Below are 23,846 nucleotides of genomic sequence, written 5' to 3'. Positions count from 1 at the left end.
CTCCGGTTTTTGTCTTCATAAGAGATTTGCGCCGGCAAATCCCATGATATCCAGTGATGGCACATCGATTTTCGTGATGAATGAGCCTGGCCGGAACGGACAGGCTCCAGCCCGGATCAAGCCGTCGGGCGCTTGGCGAGAAGATCGCGGATTTCCGTGAGGAGCTGAACGTCTGCGGGCGGCGGGGGCAGCTCTTCCGGCGCAGCCTTTTCCTGGCGCTCGACCTGGGCGCGCAGGATGTTCACAGCCTTGACCATCAGGAAGATGATCCAGGCAAGAATCAGGAAATTGATGAGAACGGTGAAGAAGCTGCCATAGGCAAAGACCGCTCCCTGCGCGCGGGCCGCGGCAAGTGTCGGCGCGTTGACGGCCGAGGAGAGCGGCAGGAAGTAATTCGAAAAATCGAAGCCGCCGAAAATGGCGCCAACGATCGGCATAATGAGGTCGTCGACCAGAGATTTGACGATGCCGCCGAAGGCGCCGCCGATGATGACGCCGACCGCAAGATCCATGACATTGCCGCGGGCGATAAAGGCCTTGAATTCGTTGAGCATCGGATCCGTCTCCCTTCGATCCAGTTCAGAGAGTATGCGAAGGATTTCATTAGCTACATCTTCATTGCAATTAATCAATCGACAATCGCAATTAATTGGCGATGCGCCTCGCCGCCTTTGACTTAAGACCTAGACGGGCAGGAATTTCCAACGCCCCTGAAATGACTTAAGCTGATCGATGTTGCGGGAGGTCCCGGCGGCCTTCCGCCGGCGGAGGGTCAATGCTTCCAGGCTGGGTCATATTTGCGTCTGCCTTCGGCTATCTGCTCCTGCTTTTCGCCGTGGCGAGCTATGGCGACCGCAAGAACCGCGGCCCGGGCGCGCTGGAAGGCGGATGGCCGGTGGTCTATGCGCTGAGCCTGGCGATCTACTGCACCTCCTGGACCTATTTCGGCAGCGTCGGCCTTGCCGCGCAGCGCGGCCTGGAATTTGCCGGCATCTATATCGGCCCCATCCTCGTCTTCACCTTCGGCATGCCGCTGCTTCGCCGCATCATCGAGCTTGCGAAGGCGGAAAAACTCACTTCGGTCGCGGATTTCGTCGCCGCGCGCTATGGCAAGAACCCGACGGTCGCGACGATCGTCGCACTGATCTCGCTGATCGGCACCATTCCCTATATCGCGCTGCAGCTGAAAGCGATCTCGAGCACCGTCAGCGCCATGGTCAACCCGTCCGATTACGGCATCGGCAGCGGCAATCTCTACTTCCTCGACTTGCCGCTCGTCGCGACACTGGTGCTCGCCTGTTTCGCGATCATGTTCGGCACGCGGCATACGGATGCGACGGAGCATCAGGACGGCCTGATCCTCGCCGTCTCGATGGAGTCAGTCGTCAAGCTCGTCGCCTTCCTGACGGCCGGCGTCTGCGTCATCTGGTTTCTCTTCGACGGCCCCGCCGATCTCTGGCGCAAGACCGTCGAAAACGACCTGGTCATGTCGGCGCTTGCTTACCATACGCCGATCAGCCGCTGGATCACGCTGATCATCCTGTCGGCCTTCGCGATCATCATGCTGCCGCGGCAGTTCCACGTCACCGTCGTCGAAAACCGCACGCCGAAACAGCTGAAACTCGCGGGCTTCCTCTTCCCCACTTATCTCATCGCCATCAATCTCTTCGTGCTGCCGGTGGCGATCGGCGGGCTCCTGACCTTCGGCGGCACGGGCAACGCCGATTTCTACATGCTGTCGCTGCCATTGGCCGGCCAGATGCCTCTGGTGACGCTGATCACCTTCATCGGCGGCTTCTCCGCCGCGACGGCGATGGTCATCGTCGATTCCGTCGCGCTGTCGATCATGGTGTCGAACGACATCATCATGCCGATCTTCCTCCGGCGCAAACTCGCCGGCCGCGCCAGCCAGCGCGACGATTTCGCCAAGACGCTGCTCAACATCCGCCGCAGCGCCATCTTTGCCGTGCTGCTGTTCGGTTATGCCTATTACCGCTCGACCGACAGCACCGCAGGCCTCGCCTCGATCGGCCTTCTTTCCTTCGCCGCGATCGCGCAGATCGCCCCTGCCCTGTTCATCGGTCTGATCTGGCGCCGCGCGAATGCGCGCGGCGCCATCCTCGGGCTGACGTCCGGCTTCGTGATCTGGATCTACCTGCTGTTTCTGCCGTCGCTCGGCGGCCCCGATTATTCGCATGTGGCAAGCGCCGTGCTCGGCTTCATCTTCCCCGGCTCGACGCTGTTTACCGCTCCCGACGCCGATCCGCTGGTCAATGCGACCGTCATGAGCCTGCTCGTCAACACCGCCTTCGTCATCGTCGGATCGCTCACCCGCAACGCCAGGCCGCTGGAGCGGATCCAGGCCGGCATCTTCGTCAAGCGGCATTCGCGCTCGCAATTCGCCACGCGCGGCTGGAAGACGCGCATCAGCGTCGGCGATCTGAAGGCGGCAATCTCGCGCTATCTCGGCGAAGAGCGCATGCAGCGCTCTTTCACGACCTATGAGCAAAGCTCCGGCCGCAAACTGGAAGACGAGCAACCCGCCGACATGGCGCTCATCCATTTCAGCGAACAGCTGCTCGGCAGCGCCATCGGCTCCTCCTCCGCCCGGCTGGTGCTGTCGTTGATCCTGCAGAAGATCGAGGACGCCTCTTCCGACACCGCCTGGCTGCTCGACCAGGCGAGCGAGGCACTGCAATATAACCAGGACATGCTGCAGACCGCCCTTTCGCAGATGGACCAGGGCATCGCGGTTTTCGACAGTTCCAACCGGCTGACCATTTGGAACCGCCGCTTCCGGCAATTGCTGGACCTGCCGGAAAATGCCGGCCAGGTCGGCTTTCCGCTGTCCGATATCGTCAAGACGCTCAGCGAGCGCGGCGATATCGCGCCCGGTGATCTCAGCCAGACGGTGCGGCATTTCCTGACACTCGACAAACCCTTCTCGCTGGTGCTCGGCGGCGGCGAACGGATCATCGAAGTGCGTTCCAACGCCATGCCGGACAAGGGCATCGTCGCGACCTTTACCGACATCACCCAGCGCGTGAACGCCGATCAGGCGCTGAAGCAGGCGAACGAGACGCTGGAGCAGCGCGTCGCCGAACGCACGGCCGAGCTTACCCGCGTCAACCGGGAACTCGCCGAGGCGCGAGCCGCCGCCGACGAGGCGAACATCGGCAAGACACGCTTCTTCGCCGCCGCCGGCCACGACATCCTGCAGCCGCTCAATGCCGCCAGGCTCTATTCCTCGGCGCTGGTCGAGCGCATGGCGCAATCCGACAACAGCCCGATCGTGCGCAACATCGATTCCGCGCTGGAATCGGTCGAGACCATCCTCGGTGCGGTGCTCGATATTTCGAGGCTCGATACCGGGGCGATGCGGCCGCGGCTCGCCTCTGTTGCCCTCTCCGATCTCTTGAAACGCATCGAGACCGATTTTGCGCCGATTGCCCGCGAGAAGCAGCTCAAGCTGGTGGTCATGCCGACATCGCTGCGCGTCCGCTCCGACCCGAACCTGCTGCGCCGGCTGGTGCAGAACCTCGTTTCCAATGCCATAAAATATACGGTCACCGGCAAGGTGCTGGTCGGGGCGCGGCGGCGCGGCAACCAGGTGATCATCCAGGTGTTCGATTCCGGCATCGGCATTCCGCCGTCGAAGTTCCGCACGGTCTTTAAGGAATTCGCGCGGTTGGATGAAGGCGCGAAGACCGCCTCCGGCCTGGGGCTCGGTCTTTCGATCGTCGACCGCATCGCCCGCGTGCTCAACCATCCAGTCGAGCTGCAGTCAACGCATGGCAAGGGCACGCAATTCCGCATCTCCATGCCGCTCGACGTCTCACGTCCTGCCGAAGCTGTGGCGGCGATCGCCCCTGCCGACCGGCCGGGACAGCCGCTCAAGGGGCTGAAGATCCTCTGCATCGACAACGAGCCGAAGATCCTCGAAGGCATGCGGCTTCTGATCAGCGGCTGGGGCTGCGAAGTAGGGGCGCTGAGCTCGCTTGCCGAAGCGATGGCGTTCGATCTGCGCGGGCCGCCGCCCGACCTCGTCATTGCCGATTACCATCTCGGCGACGGCACAGGCATGGCCGCGATCCTGCATCTGCGCCAGCAATTCGGCGCCGACATCCCCGCTTTGCTGGTCACGGCCGACCGCACGCTTGAGGTGCGCAGCGAGGCGGAGCGGTACGGTATCGCCGTTCAACACAAGCCGGTGCGGCCGGCGGCGCTGCGCGCCTATATCACACAGATTTCAGGGCTGAAACGCGCGGCCGCGGAGTAGAGGTCAAGTTCAGCCGGCGGCGCTCATGATGCGCGAGACGAGATCGCGCACACGCGCCGAGTTCGGCACGTCGCCGAACAGGATGCGATACATGATCGGCGCCACGACCTGGTCCATAACGAGATCCACGTCAGGAAAGGCCTCGCCGCGGCCCTTCGCCCTGTCGGCGATGGCGACGATTTGCTGGCGCGTATATTCGCAGCATTTACAGGCATTTTCGCCTGTCTGCGCCGCCAGCACGTCGCGGATCATTTCGCGGCCCGGCCCGGAGGACATTTCCTCCGCATATTGCTCCGCCCAGGCTTCGAGATCGGCCTTGCCGCTGCCCGCATCGATCGGCTGCATATCCGGCCGCAGCCGCTCGACGGCGACATCGGCCAAAAGCTCCTGCAAGTCCCCCCAGCGGCGGTAGATGGTCGACGGCGTCACGCCTGCCTTGCCGGCGATCAGAGGGATCGTCACATCGGCGCGGTTCATTTCGGCCAGGAGTTCGCGAACCGCTTTGTGCACAGACGCCTGAACCCTGGCGCTTCGTCCTCCCGGACGGAGGTTCTCTTTTACTGCCATGCCTTCAACCTGACTTCGCCCCTCGCTCTAAGCATGCCGCTGCCTTTAAACCACTGCACGCCTCCAGGCGACCCTCAGTGCCAATGGTTCAAAAACTTTGACAGAGTCATTAACGCAAAGAATTTGCTTTTGCTGCACGCCCATTCTACATGGACTAACGCAACGACTTAGCTTTAAGGGGCTTATACATGTTCGCCGCAGCCAAAGCCACAGAGAATTCGCCGCGCCCCTCCATCGGCTTTCACGCGTTGACACTCGCCACTTTCTTCGGCGCTTCCGCCGCGCCAACGCCGCTCTATCGGATCTATCAGGAAAATTTTGCGGTCTCGCCGGTGCTGATCACCGTCATTTTCGCGGTCTATGCCTTTGCCCTTTTGGCGGCGCTGCTGATTGCCGGTTCGCTCTCGGACCATCTCGGCCGCAAGCCGGTGATCTTCTTCGCACTGGTGCTCGAAATCGCCGCCATGGGGCTCTTCGTCGTCGCGAGCGGCCCCGGCTGGCTAATCGCGGCGCGGATCGTGCAGGGCGTCGCGACCGGAATTGCCGGAGCGTCGCTCGGAGCAGCGCTCGTTGATGTCGACAGGGCGAAGGGACAGATCGTCAACTCGATCGCGCCGCTTTCCGGCATGGCGGTGGGGGCGGTCGGCACCAGCGCCTTGATCCAATACGGTCCCTTTCAGATGCATCTCATCTATGCGCTGCTGCTCGTGGCCTTCACGCTGCAAGCGGGCGCTATCTGGCTTACCCGCGAGACGGGCGGCACACGGCCGGGCGCGCTCGGCTCGCTGGTACCGCGGGTTTCCGTTCCGCCGCAGGCGAAACGGCCGCTCTCGCTGGTAACGCCGATCAACATCGCCAACTGGACGCTCGCGGGCTTCTATCTTTCGCTGGTCCCCTCGCTGGTCGCCGGCACCACCGGCAGCACCGCGCCCTTGACGGGCGGGGCGGTGGTGACGGCGCTGATGGTGAGCGGAGCGGTCACAGTCTATCTCAGGCGCGGCAAGTCTGTCTCGGCCAACCTTAACTTCGGCGTGACGGCCAAGACGCTCGGCATCCTGACCGTCGTCGCCGGCGTGCATCTTGCCAATGTGCCGCTGCTTCTCATCGGCACCGTCTTCACCGGCGCCGGCTTCGGCACCAATTTCCTGGGCTCGATCGGCACGATCATGCCGCACGCCAAGGCGGAGGAGCGGGCCGGTCTGCTTGCCGCCTTCTATGTCCAGAGCTACCTCGCCTTCAGTCTGCCGGCGATCCTTGCCGGTTTCCTGGCGAAATCGGCCGGCTACCAGGTGACGACGGATATTTATGCGACGGTAATCCTGCTTCTGATGGGCGCCGGGCTCATCGCCGTGCGCGCCGGCCGGCGGCAGATGGCGGAGAATGCGGCCTGACATCCGAGGCCACGTCACGGCTCGAGATCGAGCAATGCGCGGCCGCTGCCATCCATGGCGAAAGGCACGGAGGCGTGCTGGTGAGCGACGATCCAGTGCCCGTCTTGCTTGACGAGGCCGAAGGTCTGGCGGAACCAGAGATCGACTTCCGTACCATCGGTCTTGGTACCGGTCATGCGCAGGAGACCGCTCCAGAAGGCGACATCGCCGCCGACCGTCAATTTGGCATCGCGCACTTCGCCGCCGATCGGGCCTTCCCACGTGTCGAACCACGCCTGCAGGCCCGCCTCGTCCTTGCCGGTGGAGACGAGCGGCGGCGCCAGCGAAAACTCGACGGAATCCTCGGCCTCATAGGAAAGCGCCTCCGCGGCGTTTTTTTCGCCGAGCGCCTTGGCCCGCATCATCAGCATGGCGATGATCGCCTCTTCCTCAATTCTGACATTCGCTTCGTCTTTCACGCTCGCTCTCCTTTTCCGTTATGGACAGAGGACGAACGGGAGGACGACGATCCGACAAGGGTGCATTCCGCTAGCGCAATTCCGAACGCAAAACCGTTGGAATTGCTTCAGAGATAACTCGTCACCGCCGGCTCGTTCCACCAGGCGTCGTGCCTGCCGTCGGAATAACGGACGGGCAAGGCCGCCAGTTCCTCAGGGGTGATATCGTCGAGGCAGGCGATGTTGATCGAGACATAGGCCCCGCCGATCGCCTCGACATAACCGTCGCCGAAGGCGGGCACGCCGCAGGTGCGGCAGAAGCGGTGATGGCCGCTCATCGTGTTGAACTGGTAGTCTGACATCTCCGCCTCGTCGCACATCAGCCGGAAATCCTCCGGCTCGACGTTGGCGCCCCAATAGCGCCGCTTGGCACAGATCGAACAATTGCAGCGGCCGGTGCCTGCTTCGAGGTCGATATCCACCTCGTAGTGCACTTTGCCGCAGTGGCAGCTTCCCTTGTAGGTCTTCTTCACGGTGATCTCCTCTATCGGCGTTGCATCAAGGCCTTCGATATGACAATATATTGTCATTATGGATGAGATACAAAATAGACAACATGTTGTCAAACAAAATCGACCGGAGCGAACGATGGAAGGGGATGCCTTTTCCGCTTTCGCGATGACGGCCCTTCGTCTCGCCGGACATCTGACCGCGGCGGGCGACCGGCTGGCAAAGCCCGCGGGACAGACGAGCGCGCGCTGGCAGGTGCTGGCGGCTGCGAGAAGCGGCGACATGTCGGTGGCGCAGATCGCCCGTGCGCTCGGCCTTGCCCGCCAGGGTGTGCAGCGGCTTGCCGACGTGCTGGAGAACGAGGGGCTGATTACCTATACCGACAATCCGCAGCACCAACGCGCCAAGCTGGTGCGGCTGACGACGGAAGGGGCAGCGCGGCTGGGGATGATCGAGGTGGCGCAGGCCGGATGGGCGGATGGGCTCGGCGCCGCCTTTACATCGGCTGAGCTCGATGCGGCACGGGCCGTGATGGCGCGGGTGATGGGGCTGCTGGAAGCGGATGAGGCGTCGGGCGGCTGAGCAATTCGCCTTGAGTGGATGCGACCGAAGCCAAAACAAAAAAAGGCCGGGCTAACCCGACCTTCCCTGCCATCTCGACGAACCGTGCCAGTACATCCGTGGTCACGATCCGGAGATGATATTCAAAGCCTTCCTGCATAATTCCTTAAAACGGAATCGATTTAAGGACAAAATTATGCAGCAAGTCAAAGTGTTACAGCGTCCTTTGCGCGTCTAAAAGACGCGCGGCGCTATAATGGCTCAGGCCGCCTGGAGGCGGTCTGCCGACATCTTGCCGGACTTGTTGTCGCGGACGAGCTCGTAGGACAGCTTCTGGCCGTCCTTGAGGTCACGCATGCCGGCGCGCTCAACGGCCGAGATGTGGACGAAAACGTCGGCAGCGCCGTCATCCGGCTGAATGAAGCCGAAGCCCTTGGTTGCGTTGAACCACTTAACGGTACCTGTGCTCATGACGATATCCTTTTCGAATCGCTCATAGAAGATTGCAGCCCGGGCAAAGCCCAAGCGGCGATGAAAACCGATTTTGGAGGAAGGTCGCCAGGAACGACGCGAACGCCGTTTCAAAGTTCATCTAGCAAGATCGATGCGAGAACGTTTAATCGGGAATTGTGTCCGCGACAAGGCGTCCGCAAGGGAAAGTCGAAATCGGCTTGGCGGGTGTTCACCACCGTTGTGCTGTGTAACCCCCTGCCGGGCAGAGAGGCTTACACGGCACAACGGTAAAGATAGTCCCCTCAAACCAAGAGCGAGAAACAGCCCTACGCCGCCGCCCCTATCTTCGCATAGGGATCGAACCGTCCATAAAACGTCTCGCCCTTGGCGGCCATCTCCTTCAGCAGCGCCGTCGGCTTGAAGTGATCTCCGTAAGCCGATGCTAACTTCTCAGCCAACTCGACGAAGGCCTTCACGCCTATGCCGTCGATATAGCTCAGCGCCCCGCCGGTATAGGGCGCGAAGCCGAAGCCGAGGATGGAACCGACGTCGGCTTCGCGCGGATCGGTGACGATACCTTCCTCGACGGCGCGGGCGGCTTCGAGCGCGATGGTGACGAGGAAGCGCTGCTTCAGCACGGCGACATCGACCTCGTCCGCCTTCTTCTGCGGATAGAAATCCTTGAGCTCGGGCCAGAGGGACTTCTTCGCCGGTTTCGGCGGGTAGTCGTAAAAGCCCTTGGAATTCTTCCGGCCGAAGCGGCCCTCCTTTTCCACCATGCGCGAGATCAACTCCATATGCCGGGGGTCGATGGCCTTGTCGCCGAGATCGGCGACGGTGGCCTTGAGGATCTTCAGCGACAGGTCGATCGCGACTTCGTCGTTCAGCGCCAGCGGGCCGACCGGCATGCCGGCCATCTTGGCGGCATTCTCGATCATGGCTGGCGGAACGCCTTCGATCAGCATGTCGTAGCTTTCCGACATGTAGCGCAACACGCAGCGATTGACGAAGAAGCCGCGGGTGTCGTTGACGACGATCGGCGTCTTCTTGATCGCCGCGACATAATCGAGCGCGACGGCCAGCGCCTTGTCGCCGGTCTCCTTGCCGAGGATGACCTCGGTCAGCATCATCTTTTCGACGGGCGAGAAGAAGTGGATGCCGATGAAATCGGCCGGGCGCTTGGAATTCTTCGCAAGACCTGTGATCGGCAGGGTCGAGGTATTGGAGGCGAAGATCGCCCCTTCCGGCAGCACGGCTTCAACCGCCTCGATGACCGATTTCTTCACTTCGCGATCTTCGAACACCGCCTCGATGACGAGATCGGCGGTGGCGAGACCGGCATAGTCGGCGGCAGGCGTGATGCGGGCAAGAAGGGCCGCGGCCTCGTCCTGCGTAAACCGTCCCTTACCGACGGACTCCTTGACGAGGCCTTCGCAGACGGCCTTGCCCTTGGCGGCGGCCTCCATGTCGCGGTCGATCAGCGTCACCGGGAGACCGGCAGCGGCCGTGACATAGGCGATCGAGGCGCCCATGAAACCGGCGCCGACGACGCCGACATGTTTCAGCTCCGTCTTGGGAATGCCGGCCGGGCGGCGGGCGCCCTTGCCGAGCTCCTGTATCGAGATGAACAGCGAACGGATCATCGAGAAGGCTTCGCGGGTCTGCAGCACCTCGGTGAAATAACGCTGCTCGATCTTGAGACCCGTGTCGAACGGCACCTGCAGGCCTTCATAGACGCATTTCAGGATGGTGAGCGCGGCGGGATAATTGCCGGAGGTTTCACGGCGCAGGATTGCCGGTGCGGCCGGCCAGAGCTGCGCCGAGGCCGGCGTCCAGATGCCGCCGCCGGGCGCCTTGAAGCCCTTCTCGTCCCAGGGGGCGACCGGCTTCAGGCCATCCTTGATCATCTGCTTGGCGGCGGCGATCAGCTGATCCGGCTCGACCACCTGATGCACGAGGTTCATCGCCTTGGCGCGGGAGCCGCTAAGCGACTGGCCCGTCGTCATCATCTGCAGCGCATCCTGGGCATTGGCGAGCCGCGGCACGCGCTGGGTACCGCCGGCGCCGGGGAAGATGCCGACCTTGACCTCGGGCAGCGCGATCTTGACGCTCTTGGCATTGGAGGCGACGCGGCCGTGGCAGGCGAGCGACAGTTCGAAGGCGCCGCCCATGCAGGTGCCGTTGATCGCCGACACCCAGGGCTTGCCCGAGGTTTCGAGCTTGCGGAACAGGCCGGACATGCGGCCGACAAGACCGAAAAGCGTCTGAACGGCCGTTTCCGGGCTCTTCGCCTTCTCCTCCTGGTAGGAGCCGAACATCGACTTGATCATCGACAGATCGGCGCCGCCGGAGAAGGAGGATTTGCCCGAGGTGAAGACGACACCCTTGACGCCGGCGTCCGCGGTGGTGGCGTCGATGATGGCGTTCAGCTCTTCCATCACCTCGGCGGTGAAGACGTTCATCGATTTGCCGGGCATGTCCCAGGTGACGAGAGCGATGCCATCGGCGTCGGTTTCGAGCGTGAAATTGGTGTAGGTGCTCATCTTGGGAATTCCTCTCCCTGAATTCTCTTGGCGGTGAAGCCCCTCCCCCTTGTGGGGAGGGGTTGGGGAGGGGCTTCTCTTCGGCGGGAAGACCCCTCCCCTCGCTTTGCTCGACCCTCCCCACAAGGGGGAGGGTTAAATCCCATCAAACGCGTTCGATAACCGTTGCCGTGCCCATGCCGGCGCCGATGCAGAGCGTCACCAGCGCGGTGTTCAAGTCGCGGCGTTCGAGTTCGTCCAGCACTGTGCCGAGGATCATCGCGCCGGTGGCGCCGAGCGGGTGGCCCATGGCGATGGCGCCGCCATTGACGTTGATCTTGGCGTGGTCGATGTCGAAGGCCTGCATGTAGCGCAGCACGACAGCGGCGAAGGCCTCGTTCAGTTCGAAGAGGTCGATGTCGGCAAGGCTCATGCCCGTCCGCTTCAACAGCTTCTCGGTGACATCGACCGGGCCGGTCAGCATCAGGGCCGGATCGGAGCCGATATTGGCGAAGGCCTTGATGCGGGCGCGCGGCTTCAGCCCCATGCTCTCGCCACCCGCCTTCGAGCCGAGCAGCACGACGCCGGCGCCATCGACGATGCCGGAGGAATTGCCGGCATGATGGACATAGTTGATGCGTTCGATCTCGGGGTGAGCCTGGATGCCGACGGCCTCGAAGCCGCCCATCTCGCCGGGCATCTGGAAGGAAGGGTTGAGGGAAGCGAGCGCCTGCATATCGGTGCCGGGGCGCATATGCTCGTCCTTATCGAGGATCGTCAGGCCGTTCTGGTCCTTGACCGGCACGACCGACCTGTCGAACCAGCCCTGCTGCCAGGCATGGGCGGCGCGTTTCTGGCTCTCGACGGCGTAGGCGTCGACATCAGTCCGGGTGAACCCGTATTTGGTGGCGATGAGATCGGCCGAGACGCCTTGCGGCATGAAAAAAGCCGGGAAATTCACCGAAGGATCCATGAACCAGGCGCCGCCGGACATGCCGAGGCCGACGCGGGACATGCTTTCGACACCGCCCGCGATGACGATGTCGTCGGCGCCCTGGGCGATCTTGCCGGCGCCGAAGTTGACGGCATCAAGGCCGGAGGCGCAGAAGCGAGAGATCTGCATGCCGGGCGCCTTCGTCGAATATCCGGCTTCGAAGGCGGCGGCCTTGGGGATGACCGCGCCGGCATCCATGACCGGATCGACGCAGCCCATGATGATGTCGTCGACGGTCGTGGTGTCGAGCCCGTTGCGGTCGCGGATCGCTTCCAGCGTCTTGGCCGCCAGGCGGACGGAAGGCACCTCATGCAGGGCGCCGTCCTTCTTGCCGCGGCCACGCGGCGTGCGGACGTGATCGTAAATGAAAACCTCGGTCATTGTCTCGTCTCCCTGGCGGCAATCTATCTTGCCTCGAATCTTGGAAGGAGGAGAAAAGACCCCTCCTCAGCCCTCCCCACAAGAGGGAGGGAGAAATGGCTCAAAACGCTTCCGCGGCCAGTTCCATCATCGTATCGGCGCCGGCTTCGATGCGGGCCTTGCGCAGCGCCGTTTCCGGCATGATGCGCTCCATGAAGAAGCGGGCTGTCACCAGCTTGTTCTTCAGGAAATCCTCGCGGCTCGCATCGCCCGATGCAAGTCCGTCCTCGGCGGCTTTCGCCATCTTCGCCCACATATAGCCGAGAACGACGAGACCGAAGAGATGCATGTAATCGGTCGAGCCGGCGCCGGCATTGTCGGGCTTGGCCATGGCGTTCTGCATGAACCACATGGTCGCGCCCTGGACGTCGTTCAAGCCCTTCTTCAGATGCTTGGTGAAGAAGGAGAGCTTTTCGTCGCTACGGTTCTCCTCGCAGAAATCGCCGATCTCCTTGAAGAGGGCCATGGCGGCGCGGCCGCCGTTCAAGGCGAGCTTGCGGCCGACGAGATCGAGCGCCTGGATGCCGTTGGCGCCTTCATAGATCATGGCGATGCGGGCATCGCGCACATACTGGCTCATGCCATGTTCTTCGATATAGCCGTGGCCGCCGAAGACCTGCTGGGCCATGACGGCATGGTCGAAGCCCTTGTCGGTCATCACGCCCTTGAGGATCGGAGTGACGAGGCCGAGAATGTCGTCGGCCGTCTGGCGTTCCTTCTCGTCGGCGGCGCGGTGGGCGATATCCGATTTCAGCGCCGTCCAGAGCAGGAAGGCGCGGCCGGCCTCGTTGAAGGCGCGGATGGTCATCAGCGTGCGGCGGATATCGGGATGGACGATGATCGGATCGGCCTTCTTGTCAGGCACCTTGACGCCGGACAGCGAGCGGCCCTGGATGCGGTCGCGGGCATAGGCGGCGGCGTTCTGATAGGCGATCTCGGAAATGGCGATGCCCTGCAGGCCGACCATCAGGCGGGCCTCGTTCATCATAACAAACATGGCGTTGAGGCCGCGGTTTTCGGCGCCGATCAGGAAGCCGGTCGCCTCGTCGTAGTTCATGACGCAGGTGGCATTGCCGTGGATGCCCATCTTGTGCTCGATCGCGCCGCAGGAAACGGCATTGCGGGCGCCGGGCGCGCCGTCCTTGCCGACCAGAAATTTCGGGACGATGAAGAGCGAGATGCCCTTGGTGCCTTCGGGCGCACCTTCGATGCGGGCCAGCACCAGGTGGACGATATTGTCGGTCAGGTCGTGTTCGCCGGCAGAGATGAAGATCTTCTGGCCCGATATTTTGTAGCTGCCGTCGGCCTGCGGCACTGCCTTGGTGCGCAGCATGCCGAGATCGGTGCCGCAATGCGGCTCGGTCAGGTTCATCGTGCCGGACCAGGAGCCGTCCACCATCTTCGACAGGTAGGTTTCCTTCTGCTCCTGCGTGCCATGGACGAGGATCGCGGCGATCGCGCCCTGCGTCAGGCCCGGATACATCATCAGCGACATATTGGCGGCGGAGGTATATTCGCCGACGGCGGCATGCAGCGTATAGGGAAGCCCCTGTCCGCCGAATTCCTCCGGCACCGCAAGGCCGATCCAGCCGCCTTCGCAATAGGACTTGTAGGCCTCCTTGAAGCCTTTCGGCGTCGCGACGCTGGCATCGTCATGGCGCGTGCAGCCTTCCTGATCGCCGGAATAGTTCACCGGAAAGAGAACCTCTTCGGCAACCTTTGCCGCCTCCCCGAGGATCGCCTCGATCATGTCGGGCGTTGCGTCGGCAAAACCCGGCAGATTGTTGTAGCGTTCGAGGCCCAGCACGTCGTTCAGGACGAAGAGCGTATCGTTCACCGGGGCCTTGTAGACTGGCATCTTGCGAATTCCTCCATTCGACTGACCGGGTCGCGCCGGCCTTGGGCACTGTCTTACAAAATATTGACGTTTGCGTAAACGTCAAATTCTGCACCTTGGACGCCTTTTGTGAAAAAAATCTCGAGAGCCTGAATCTTCGCGCTGAAGCCACGAGCGCAGGAGACGTCATCTCCCCTTCCTTGTCCATCCGGGAACGTCGTATAAGGGCGGGCGCCTTCATTCAGGCAATGGCTGCAATGCTTCAGGAGACCGCCGGCATGATCAGTTTCGAGGCGATAAGGCAGCGTGCGGAGGAACGAAAAGGCGGGGCAGCCGCGCTGCAGGCAATGCTCGACAACCACCAGCCGCGTCACGACAAGCTGCGCGCCATATCAGACGACCGCATCCTTGCGGACATGACGCGGCGGGTTTTCTACAGCGGCTTCGTCCATAAGGTGATCGATGCGAAGTGGCCGGGTTTCGAGGCGGCCTTTTCCGGTTTCGATCCGGCAATGCTGAACATCGCGCCCGACGATTATTGGCACGACCTGACCTCGGATGAGCGGATCATCCGCAACGGCGCCAAGATCATGTCGGTTCGAGCCAATGCCGCCTTTGTCAGGGAGCTGGCGAGGGAACATGGCAGCGCCGGCGCCTTTTTCGCCGATTGGCCGCGCGAAGACCAGATCGGCCTTCTCGACATGCTGAGCAAACGCGGCAGCCGTCTCGGCGGCATGACCGGGCAATATTTCCTGCGCGGCATCGGGCGCGACAGCTTCGTCGCCACGATGGATGTGCTCGCCTGCCTGAGATCCGCCGGCGTGCCGCTGTCGGCCTCCGGCACGGCGAAGAAGGACCAACAGCTGATCCAGCAGATCTTCAATGGGTGGGCAGAGGAGACCGGGCTTTCCTTCATTCACCTTTCGCGCATCAGCGCCTATTCGATCGATGCGGGAGGCCCGCACTGAAATCGTCGGCAGTGCAGGCCGGACAAAACAGCTTTCGTTGCGAAGTTGAAAAGGCTAGCCTCCTGTTATCGAGGAGGAGCCCAATGCCGCGATTGGACCATGTCACCATCGAAACACGCGATGCGCCCGTCATGATCGGCTTCCTGGAAAGCCTGCTTGGCGTCAAGGAAGGCTATCGTCCACCCTTCGCCTCACCCGGGCATTGCTCTATCTGGACGGATGCCCGGTCATCCATCTCAGCCTGACATCGCGCAGCACCGATTTTCCGCAGGGCATTTTCAACCACGTCGCCTTCAGTCTTTACGAATTCGGGCCGGCGCTGGAGCGCATCAAGGCGAGCGGCTATCGCTACGAATATTACGATATTCCCGACACCGATCTCGGCTAGGTCTTCGTTTACGGTCCCGAAGGCGTGAAGATCGAGCTGCAATATCCGAGGCCGGCCTGAGCACTGGCCCGCCATCTGATTTGACGAATTCAACGGCAATTGCCGGTAAAAACGGCTTCTGCAGCGCAAACGTTAAAAAATTCTCATCGAGATTAACGGCTTGTTTACCACGTTTCGTGAAAGGTGCGGATTGAGCAGTAGTGATCCGCATTCCTTTTCCCTGTCTCGCGTTTCTAAAGGATGCCGCTACATCGTTCAGCCTGAGGAAAGTCTAATTGACTAACTTCTGATGAATGGTGCGCTCCGGTCCGCGTGAAGACGCTGGCCAAAGACGGAAAAGCCACGGATCGAGCTCTGACGAGAGGTCGAGCAGTCGAAGCGAGCAAGAAGATGAACGGATCGCGATCAAATCCTTCCCGGCAGTCCGACAGGACCTCGCTCGATGCGCTGAACCGCACGATCGAAGGGCTGGAGGCGCGGATCGAAGGGCTGATGGGCAGCGGGCGCGACCAGCGGCCGCGCACGGCAACGCCCGAGCGCGACCCTTACGCAAACTCCTATGCGCCTCGCCCCGCAAGAGCGCCGATCGAGCAGCGGCCTGATCCGCTCGCCGAGATCCGCCAGCGCCAGCGCGCGCTCGAAGCCGGCCGCGAACGGCCCTATGCACGCGAACAAGCCACGCAGCTGCGCGAACCCGCGCCGCGCGCCGCAGCGCCGCAGCCTGCGCCCGCATTCCGGGCAGGCGATGATACGATGACGGAAATCGCCCAGGCGCTCGTCAACCTGCGCCAGGATCTGAAACGCGACATTTCCGAAGGCGTCACCCGCGAGATGAATGCGTTGCGCGCCGAGCTGCGCGAGATCAAGGACAATGCCGGTGACGGCCGTTTCGCCGACGACATCCGCGCCGACATGGGCCGCCTTGCCCAGAGCATCAGCCAGCTGACCGGCCGTTCGAACGGCCCGGAGGCAGCCGGCCTGCGCGAGGATTTCGAAGAGCTGCGCTCGCTGATGGACGGGCTGGCGCGCGAGGATTCGCTGCGCCACATGGAAAACCGCTGGGACGGCTTCGAGAGCCGGCTTGCGGCACTCGACACAGAAGGGCTGCAGGAAGAGCTCGTTTCGCTCGCCTACCGGCTCGACGACATCAAGCGCCACATCGGCGGGATGGGTGAAAGCCCGGCGGTGCGGGCGCTGGAAGACAAGCTCATCGCGATCGCCACGGCGATGGAACAGTTCGGCAACATGATCCAGCCGCACGACCGGATCATGTCCGAGCAATTCGCCGCCATGGACATGCGGCTCGACGAGATCAGCCGGGCGATCGCGGCAAGCGGGCGCGCGGCCGCCGCCAATGATCCGGCGCTGATGCAGCGGCTGGAAAGCCGGCTCTCGGCGCTGGCCGACCAGATCGACCTGATGAGCCACGACGCGGCCAGCCGCGCGACGCCCGCCGACGAGCTGGCGTTGCGGCTGGAGGCGCTGACATCACGCGTCGAGGAACTGACGAAGGCGGAAGCGACGTCGCGGCTCGACGAGCGGCTGGAACATCTTTCCTATCTGCTGGAACGCACGCAGAAGGCCGCGCCGCAGGCCGACCTCACGGGCACGCTTTCCGACATTTCCCGCAAGATCGACGCGCTCGAGAACGGCGCCGTCAACGACGTGCTGGCACAGCGGCTCGACTACCTCGCCCGGCGCATCGACGAGATGGCGCATCAGCCGCCGGCTCCGGCCGCCGCGATCGAGGATGGCGCCTTCCGCCGTATCGAAGGACGGCTCAGCGACATTGCCGCCCGGCTGGAGGAGAGCACGGCGGCACCGGCGACAGATCCGCGGGCGCTGAAAAACCTTGAAGACCAGATCGCCAATCTTTCGGCCTTGATGAGCGAGCCGCGCGAAAGCGCTGCGATCCCCGCCGACCTCGACCGCCGCATGGGCGCGATCGAAGATTATATGGCGACGAGCGACGAATATATCATCGAGGCCGCCCGCCAGGCGGCGGAAGCCGTCGTCGAAGCTTATTCGCGCAATGGCGGCGCCCAGGGCGCCGTGCCCGCCGCCGACATGTCGGCGCTGACCGCACTTGCCGAGGATCTGCGCCATCTCGAGGATATTACCCGCGACAGCGAGGAGCGCACCCACAAGACCTTCAAGGCGCTGCACGAGACGCTCGTGCACATCGCCGACCGGCTCGACGGTATGGAAGAGCGCGGACGGCCGATCGCCCAGATGCCGGTCGCCGACGTCGATTTCGATGTCGACCCTTACGCGCTTATGGTGGACGAGGCCGAAGCGGCCCTGGCTCCTGCTCCGGCAGCTGCCCCGACGGCAAAGGCCGCCTCTCCTGTCATCCGCACGGCCGAAGTCGCTGCGGAACCTGCCGCCCCGACGCAGGCCGCGGTCATGAGCGGCGCGAGCGCGATCGCCATCGAGGCGGCGACCCGGCCGACGGAGGCTGCGGCAGCGGTGCCTGCAAAGGCCGGCCTGCTCGCCAGCCTCGGCAAGCGGCTGCGCCCTGGCAAGAAGGCCGAGACCAAGGCGAGCGACCGCGCGGTCATCGACCCGTCGCCGTCGATCGATCCCGCCGACGTGGTGCCGACGGACGCGGCAAACGAATTGCTTGAGCCGGGTTCCGGCACCCCAGACGTGAAGAAGATCCTTGAACGGGTGCGCGCCAGCCAGAGTGCCGCGCGCGGCAAGCCAGCCGGCGAAAACGATCGCGCCGATTACATTGCCGCCGCCCGCCGTGCGGCGCAGGCAGCCGCCATGGAAGTGGACGCCAATCCGAAGCCGGCAACGGCCAAGGCCGACAAGAAGGGCGCGAGCGCCGACAAAACAGGCAAGGCTGACAAAAGCGGCAAGATCAGCGCTTTTTCGCGCTACCGGCGGCCGATCCTGCTGGCGGTCGGCGCGGTGCTGCTTGCCATCATGGCCTTTCCGCTTGCCCGCACGCTGACGACCGGCGAGTCCGCACCGCAGCCGCCGGCAGAAGTCTCGGCGCTGACAGGGGCGGCGGAAGACCCCTCGCCGGCCCTGACGGAGGCAACACCCGCGCAGCCCGACGCCGGCGTTGCCGACACTAACGCTCCGGCAGCCGAGGCAACGCCTCCTGCCGCCGAACAGGCGCAACCGGAGGCAGCCCCGCCGGTTGCCGGCGAGCATCTGACCGACACGGCGCCGCTCGACGGCGAAGGCGCGGCAACCCTTGCCGCACCCGGCTCGGCCGGCGCAACACAGGAGACTTCAGGCTTCGTTCCGGACGCGCCCGCTACGGCGGCACCTGCACCGCAGGCAGCGATCACCGTTCCCGACACGATCCAGCCGAAGTCGCTGGCCGATGCGGCGCGCGGCGGCGATGCGCTTGCCCTGTTCGAGATCGGCGCACGCTATTCGGACGGCCGCAACGGCGTGACCGTCGATCAGAAGCAGGCCGCAAGCTGGTACCAGCTCGCAGCCGACAAGGGCTTTGCGCCAGCGCAATACCGGCTCGGCAGCATGTATGAGAAGGGCAACGGCGTCGAACGGGACATCGACAAGGCGAAGGGCTTTTACGAGCAGGCGGCCAACCAGGGCAACGCCAGCGCCATGCACAATCTCGCCGTTCTCTACGCCTCCGGTGCGCTCGGTCAGCAGGATTATGCGACGGCCGCCTCGTGGTTCACCAAGGCTGCTAACCTCGGCATCACCGACAGCCAGTTCAATCTGGCGATCCTCTGCGCGAGGGGCAACGGGGTGCCGGCGGATCTCGAAGAATCCTACAAGTGGTTTGCGATCGCCGCCAAAGCAGGCGACAAGGATGCGGCGCAGAAACGCGACGAAGTGGCGAATGCCATGAAGCCCGATCAGCTCGAACGGGCGCGTGCCAAGGCCGATCTCTGGAAGCCGGAGCCGCTCGATCACCGCACCAACGGCATCGACGTGCCGGACGAATGGGCGGGCACGGGCACGAAGACGGCGAGCGTCGACATGAAGAAGGCGATCCGCAACATCCAGGCGATTCTCAACAACAACGGCTTCGACGCCGGCGTGCCGGATGGCGAAATGGGCGCGAAAACCGTCGCCGCGATCAAGAACTTCCAGAAATCGATCGGCCAGGAGCCAGACGGCAAAGTGACCGACGCGACGGTGAAGGCACTGCTCGAACGCAACAAGCAGGGCACCAAGGCGATCTAAAGCACGTCGCGATCTTTCAGATTCGCTCGCCGCGCTTTAGGTCTTTGTTTTTACGCGTGTCGTTCTCGCAAAACCGCGCACACTTTTGCGCGACACGCTTTACAACGTTTCCCGCCGGTTTCGGAAATGACGATGTCTTGTTTGCGCCAGCTCGGGCGCAAACCGCACGGCTCCTTTGCCCAAATCGCGCTAAAGAAGGCTTGCGGCATCTGGGCATTCACAATTTATCCGCCGCCTGTCACGAAATCTGAAAAAAGCCGGATTATGCGGGACAGATCGCTCGACGCATCCGCTGAATCCCCTGTCGGCGACCTCATTGCCATCAGGGGAGCGATCGAAAGCCTCTGGCAACGATTTCACAATATGATGCGCATTCGAACGGGGACGTGACAAAAGCCGCTCGGCAGGAGCGGCCATCATTCGGGGTCGGTTGTGACAATCTATCTGCCTATCGCAGAATTGTCGGTGAACATCTTCATCATTCTCGGCATGGGGGCGGCCGTCGGATTCCTGTCAGGAATGTTCGGCGTCGGCGGCGGTTTTCTCATCACCCCGCTGCTGATCTTCTACAACATCCCGCCCGTCGTCGCTGTCGCCACCGGCGCCAACCAGGTGGTGGCCTCGTCGATATCGGGCGCCATCACGCATTTCCGGCGCGGTACGCTCGACGTCAAGCTCGGCACGGTGCTTCTGATCGGCGGCCTGACGGGCGCCACGGTCGGTATCTGGATCTTCTCGCTGCTGCGCGCCGTCGGCCAGCTCGATCTCATCATCTCGCTGATGTATGTCATCTTCCTCGGCACTGTCGGCGGACTGATGCTGCTCGAAAGCATCAATGCGATGCGGCGGGCGGCGCGCAACGAGCCGCCTGCGCCGCGCAAGCCCGGCCACCAGCACTGGGTGCACAAACTGCCGCTGAAGGTGCGCTTCAAGAAATCGAAGATCTTTCTCAGCGTCATCCCGATTGTCGCGCTCGGCTTTGCGATCGGCATCCTCACCTCGATCATGGGTGTCGGCGGCGGCTTCATCATGGTGCCGGCGATGATCTATCTTTTGCGCATCCCGACCAATGTCGTGGTGGGCACCTCGCTGTTCCAGATCATCTTCGTGACCGCCTATACGACGATCGTGCAGGCGGCGACGAACTATTCCGTCGATATCGTGCTCGCCTTCATTCTGATGGTGGCGGGCGTCATCGGGGCGCAATACGGCGTGCGCGTAGGCCAGAAGCTGCGCGGCGAGCAGCTGCGTGCGCTCCTCGGCCTGCTGGTGCTCGCCGTCGGCCTGCGCCTTGCGGTCGCGCTGGTGGTGACGCCGGCCGATGTCTATTCGGTGGTGATGGGAGCGGGCAACTGATGCGCCTGCTTGCCGCCGTCCTCGCTTTTCTTTGCCTGCTGCCGGCGACGGCCGGAGCGCAGTGGCTGCCGGGACAGGGCACGGAAGCCGTGCGCGAGGGGCTTGAGATCGGCACCTCGACCAGCGAAATTGCCATCACCTCGGATTTCCATGGCGCCGATCTGACGATCTTCGGCGCGCTTTCGAACACCGACCAGCTGCTGCTCGCCATCGGCCAATATGATGTCGTCGTGGTGCTGGAAGGACCGCGCGAGGACGCGACGGTTCGCAAGAAAGAGCGTGTCTTCGGCATCTGGGTGAACAGGCGCTCGATGACCTTCGAAGCCGTGCCGCATTCCTATTCGATGTCGAGTTCGCGCGGGATTGACGACCTGACGACCCCGCTCGACATGACCGATCGCGGGATCGGTATCGATCACATTCCGCTGACCCCCGTCGGCTTCGTCGGCGACGGCAGCAATCTCGGCGAATTCCGCCAGGCCTTCCTGCGACTGCAGCAGGCGGGCGCGCTCTATGACCGCAACCCGAGCGGCGTACGGTTCGTCTCCTCCAACCTCTTCAAGGCAAGCCTGCGCCTGCCGGCGAACATACCGAATGGCGTGCATACGGTGCGCGCCTATCTCTTCAAGAGCGGCAATTTCGTCACCGAAAAATCGCTGCCGCTGCGCGTCATCAAGACCGGCATCGAGCAGACGATCACCGACGCGGCGCATGAGCAGCCGATCCTCTACGGCTTTGCGGCGGTGCTGCTCGCCGTCATCACCGGCTGGAGCGCCAGCCTGATCTTCCGCAAGGACTGATCCGCAGCTAGGCGGTTCGTCTTCTTTCCCAGCCTTTGTACAGCCGGCAATCGCGGAGCATTCATCATACTCCGGAAAAACCGCTTGCATTTTACTATCAGTAGATTTACGCTTCAACCAGTTGCTAAATACAACTGGTTTTGCCCGTAGCATATCGACCCGAAGGAGGATGAAATGAGGAAGCTTGTCGTCTGGAACCTGATGACACTCGACGGTTATTTCGAGGGCACGAAGCCCTGGGATATCGATTTCCATAATCTCGCCTGGGGGCCCGAGCTGGAACGATATGCCGAGCGGGTCGGCGATGAAGCGGATCTCTTGATCTTCGGCCGCAAGACCTATGAAGGTATGGCCTCCTACTGGCCGACCGCCGAGGGCGAAGGCAAGATCAAGGCCTATATGAACGCCATAGCCAAGATCGCCGTATCGAAGACGATGACCGAGCCCGGTTGGAACAATGCCCGCATCGTCACCGATCCGATCCCCGAATTGACGAAGCTGAAGCAGGAGAGCGGCAAGACGATCTTCATCTTCGGAAGCGCCGAGCTTGCCGACACGCTCATGAAAGCAGGCCTCATCGATGAAGTCAGGGTATGCGTGGTGCCTGTCATTCTCGGTGGCGGCAATCCGCTTTTCAAGCCGGCCGAAGGCCAAGTTCCGCTGAAACTCATCGAGTCCTCGACGACCGAAACCGGTGCGGTGATCCTGCGCTACGAGCCCGTCAAGGCATAGCCGACCGGGTCATCGATCAGAAAAGTCGGCATTCGACTAAAAACCGGTTTTTAACATTTACGAGTTAGTAATCTCTTGGAAACGAGAGGTTTGGTTATGCGTACTCGTATCGTTTTGACGGCCGTGGGCCTCGCGCTGCTTGTCGGCTGCGCGACCGCGCCGAAGCAAACGAGAAACATTTGCGCCGTCTTCGACCAGCGCGAAGGGCTTTTCTCCAGCTGGCAGAGTGCGGCCGAGCGGACGGAGAAGAAATACGGCGTACCCGTGCCGATCCTCATGGCGACGATGTACACCGAATCCGGCTTCCAGCCCTATGCGCGGCCGCCGCGCACCAAGCTTTTCGGCTTCATTCCCTGGACAAGGCCTTCGACCGCCTACGGCTATTCGCAGGCGCTCGACGGGACATGGGATCACTATCAGTCGCAGACGAGAAACTGGAACGCGCGGAGGACGAATTTCGCCGACGCGATCGATTTCATCGGCTGGTATCACTATCAGAACAGTGCCGAGACCGGCATTCCGCTGAACGATGCCTATAACCTCTACCTTGCCTATTATTCCGGGCCGACCGGATATAAGCGCGGCGACTGGCGCTCGAACGGGCAATTGCAGCAGACGGCGCAGAAATTTGCGCGGATGGCGGGGACGTATCAGCAGCAGTTACAAGGGTGTAATTAACGGCAGTTGGGTGTGCCACACGGCACGCCCCATCCGGCGTTCCTACCCCCGCAAATTCCCGTACCTGACCGAGTAAATCCGGTCCCGCCCCAGGAGATGGGCCACCAGCGAAGATTTGTCGAACAGGCCTTTCATCGCCTGATGAGCGAGGTCCAGCCCACCGCTCATGACGCCGAAGGCGGGCATGAGGAGGCGGGCGCCGTCGGTGGCGAAGCAGGGGCGGCGGATCGATCGCTCGCGCCGGCGTACGGTCGCCGCAGGATGCAGGTGGCCGGCGATTTCGCCGCTCTGCAAGCCATTTCTTGGCTCATGGCGGAAGGTCAGGCCGGCATAGTGCATCTCGTCGACGCAGGCGCCCGGCAGATCGACGACCCCGTCGGGATCGTGGTTGCCGTTGACCCAGATCCATTCGCGGCCGCGCGCCATGCCGACGATCAATCCGCGAAAATTCTCCGGCAGATGTCGTGAGCCGACGCGGTCGTGGAAATTGTCGCCGAGCGAGACGACGAGTTTGGGGTCATAACGGGAAATGACGGCGGCAAGGACGGTGATCGTCGCCAGCGTATCGTAGGGCGGCAGCATCATGCCGCGGCGCGCGAAGGCCGCACCCTTTTCCAGATGCAGGTCGGACACGACGAGCAGACCGGCATCCGGCAGATAGAGGGCGCCAAGCGGATCGCAGACGGCGGCAATGCCGTGAACCGAAGTCTCGATGCCCGGCACAGCGGCCAATCCGGATATGTCGCGCGCGAGCGCCAGGCGGTTCATCACGGTCAT

The 23,846-nt window shown here is 62.7% G+C and carries 19 protein-coding genes and 1 pseudogene; 11 read left to right on the top strand and 9 right to left on the bottom strand.

Annotation, left to right across the window (positions count from 1 at the left end; all coding sequences use genetic code 11):
* Positions 1-116: 116 nt before the first annotated feature.
* Entirely contained in the window at positions 117-554 is a 438-nt protein-coding gene (mscL, locus tag ATY76_RS21785; RefSeq protein ID WP_088676768.1) for a large conductance mechanosensitive channel protein MscL, read from the bottom strand.
* Positions 555-775: 221 nt separating this feature from the next.
* On the opposite strand from mscL, the gene ATY76_RS21780 reads away from it, so the two are divergent.
* Positions 776-4,279, top strand: coding sequence for a PAS domain-containing hybrid sensor histidine kinase/response regulator (locus ATY76_RS21780; RefSeq protein WP_088676767.1), 3,504 nt, complete (start codon positions 776-778; stop codon positions 4,277-4,279).
* Between the two features lie 9 nt (positions 4,280-4,288).
* Here ATY76_RS21780 and ATY76_RS21775 read toward each other — a convergent pair whose 3' ends face one another.
* Positions 4,289-4,846 (bottom strand): TetR/AcrR family transcriptional regulator, encoded by a 558-nt coding sequence (locus ATY76_RS21775; protein WP_088676766.1) that lies wholly within the window; start codon positions 4,844-4,846, stop codon positions 4,289-4,291.
* 188 nt (positions 4,847-5,034) lie between these two features.
* Here ATY76_RS21775 and ATY76_RS21770 point away from each other — a divergent pair, with 188 nt between their 5' ends.
* Positions 5,035-6,237, top strand: coding sequence for an MFS transporter (locus tag ATY76_RS21770; RefSeq protein ID WP_088676765.1), 1,203 nt, complete (start codon positions 5,035-5,037; stop codon positions 6,235-6,237).
* A gap of 14 nt (positions 6,238-6,251) precedes the next feature.
* On the opposite strand, the gene ATY76_RS21765 is transcribed toward ATY76_RS21770, so the two are convergent.
* A complete protein-coding gene (locus ATY76_RS21765; RefSeq protein ID WP_088676764.1) occupies positions 6,252-6,695 on the bottom strand; it encodes a nuclear transport factor 2 family protein in 444 nt (147 codons plus the stop codon).
* Between the two features lie 107 nt (positions 6,696-6,802).
* Positions 6,803-7,207, bottom strand: coding sequence for a GFA family protein (locus ATY76_RS21760; RefSeq protein ID WP_088676763.1), 405 nt, complete (start codon positions 7,205-7,207; stop codon positions 6,803-6,805).
* A gap of 115 nt (positions 7,208-7,322) precedes the next feature.
* Here ATY76_RS21760 and ATY76_RS21755 point away from each other — a divergent pair, with 115 nt between their 5' ends.
* The gene (locus ATY76_RS21755) at positions 7,323-7,766 is read left to right on the top strand and encodes a MarR family transcriptional regulator (RefSeq protein WP_088676762.1); all 444 of its coding nucleotides are present in this window, start codon (positions 7,323-7,325) and stop codon (positions 7,764-7,766) included.
* Positions 7,767-8,006: 240 nt separating this feature from the next.
* On the opposite strand, the gene ATY76_RS21750 is transcribed toward ATY76_RS21755, so the two are convergent.
* From ATY76_RS21750 to ATY76_RS21735, 4 genes are all read right to left on the bottom strand, one after another.
* Positions 8,007-8,216, bottom strand: a complete 210-nt coding sequence (locus ATY76_RS21750; RefSeq protein WP_003545273.1) for a cold-shock protein — start codon at positions 8,214-8,216, stop codon at positions 8,007-8,009.
* Between the two features lie 308 nt (positions 8,217-8,524).
* Entirely contained in the window at positions 8,525-10,741 is a 2,217-nt protein-coding gene (locus ATY76_RS21745; RefSeq protein WP_088676761.1) for a 3-hydroxyacyl-CoA dehydrogenase NAD-binding domain-containing protein, read from the bottom strand.
* A gap of 145 nt (positions 10,742-10,886) precedes the next feature.
* On the bottom strand, positions 10,887-12,095 hold the full coding sequence (locus tag ATY76_RS21740; protein ID WP_088676760.1) for an acetyl-CoA C-acetyltransferase: 1,209 nt from the start codon (positions 12,093-12,095) through the stop codon (positions 10,887-10,889).
* Positions 12,096-12,195: 100 nt separating this feature from the next.
* Positions 12,196-13,992 carry an acyl-CoA dehydrogenase C-terminal domain-containing protein gene (locus ATY76_RS21735; RefSeq protein WP_088676759.1) on the bottom strand — a complete coding sequence of 599 codons (1,797 nt, stop codon included), beginning with the start codon at positions 13,990-13,992 and terminating at the stop codon, positions 12,196-12,198.
* Between the two features lie 257 nt (positions 13,993-14,249).
* Here ATY76_RS21735 and ATY76_RS21730 point away from each other — a divergent pair, with 257 nt between their 5' ends.
* From ATY76_RS21730 to ATY76_RS21695, 8 genes and pseudogenes are all read left to right on the top strand, one after another.
* Entirely contained in the window at positions 14,250-14,939 is a 690-nt protein-coding gene (locus ATY76_RS21730) for a DNA-3-methyladenine glycosylase I (protein ID WP_088676979.1), read from the top strand.
* 83 nt (positions 14,940-15,022) lie between these two features.
* A pseudogene (locus ATY76_RS21725) lies at positions 15,023-15,327 on the top strand (VOC family protein).
* 390 nt (positions 15,328-15,717) lie between these two features.
* Entirely contained in the window at positions 15,718-19,503 is a 3,786-nt protein-coding gene (locus ATY76_RS21720; protein ID WP_088676758.1) for a peptidoglycan-binding protein, read from the top strand.
* A 132-nt stretch (positions 19,504-19,635) separates the two neighbouring features.
* Positions 19,636-19,893, top strand: a complete 258-nt coding sequence (locus ATY76_RS33780) for a hypothetical protein (RefSeq protein WP_088676757.1) — start codon at positions 19,636-19,638, stop codon at positions 19,891-19,893.
* Positions 19,894-19,935: 42 nt separating this feature from the next.
* Positions 19,936-20,859, top strand: coding sequence for a sulfite exporter TauE/SafE family protein (locus ATY76_RS21710; protein ID WP_088676756.1), 924 nt, complete (start codon positions 19,936-19,938; stop codon positions 20,857-20,859).
* A complete protein-coding gene (locus ATY76_RS21705; protein ID WP_088676755.1) occupies positions 20,859-21,659 on the top strand; it encodes a TIGR02186 family protein in 801 nt (266 codons plus the stop codon). The genes ATY76_RS21710 and ATY76_RS21705 overlap by 1 nt, the downstream gene beginning before the upstream one ends.
* A gap of 174 nt (positions 21,660-21,833) precedes the next feature.
* Positions 21,834-22,391: a dihydrofolate reductase family protein gene (locus ATY76_RS21700; RefSeq protein ID WP_088676754.1), complete on the top strand. Its 558-nt coding sequence runs from the start codon at positions 21,834-21,836 to the stop codon at positions 22,389-22,391.
* Between the two features lie 96 nt (positions 22,392-22,487).
* On the top strand, positions 22,488-23,069 hold the full coding sequence (locus ATY76_RS21695) for a transglycosylase SLT domain-containing protein (protein WP_088676753.1): 582 nt from the start codon (positions 22,488-22,490) through the stop codon (positions 23,067-23,069).
* Between the two features lie 42 nt (positions 23,070-23,111).
* On the opposite strand, the gene pdeM is transcribed toward ATY76_RS21695, so the two are convergent.
* The gene (pdeM, locus tag ATY76_RS21690; protein WP_088676978.1) at positions 23,112-23,837 is read right to left on the bottom strand and encodes a ligase-associated DNA damage response endonuclease PdeM; all 726 of its coding nucleotides are present in this window, start codon (positions 23,835-23,837) and stop codon (positions 23,112-23,114) included.
* Positions 23,838-23,846 lie beyond the last annotated feature (9 nt).

Origin of the sequence: Rhizobium sp. R339 (assembly GCF_002211395.1) — a bacterium.
Lineage (GTDB): Bacteria > Pseudomonadota > Alphaproteobacteria > Rhizobiales > Rhizobiaceae > Rhizobium.
This window is presented reverse-complemented; position numbering and strand designations above follow the sequence as displayed.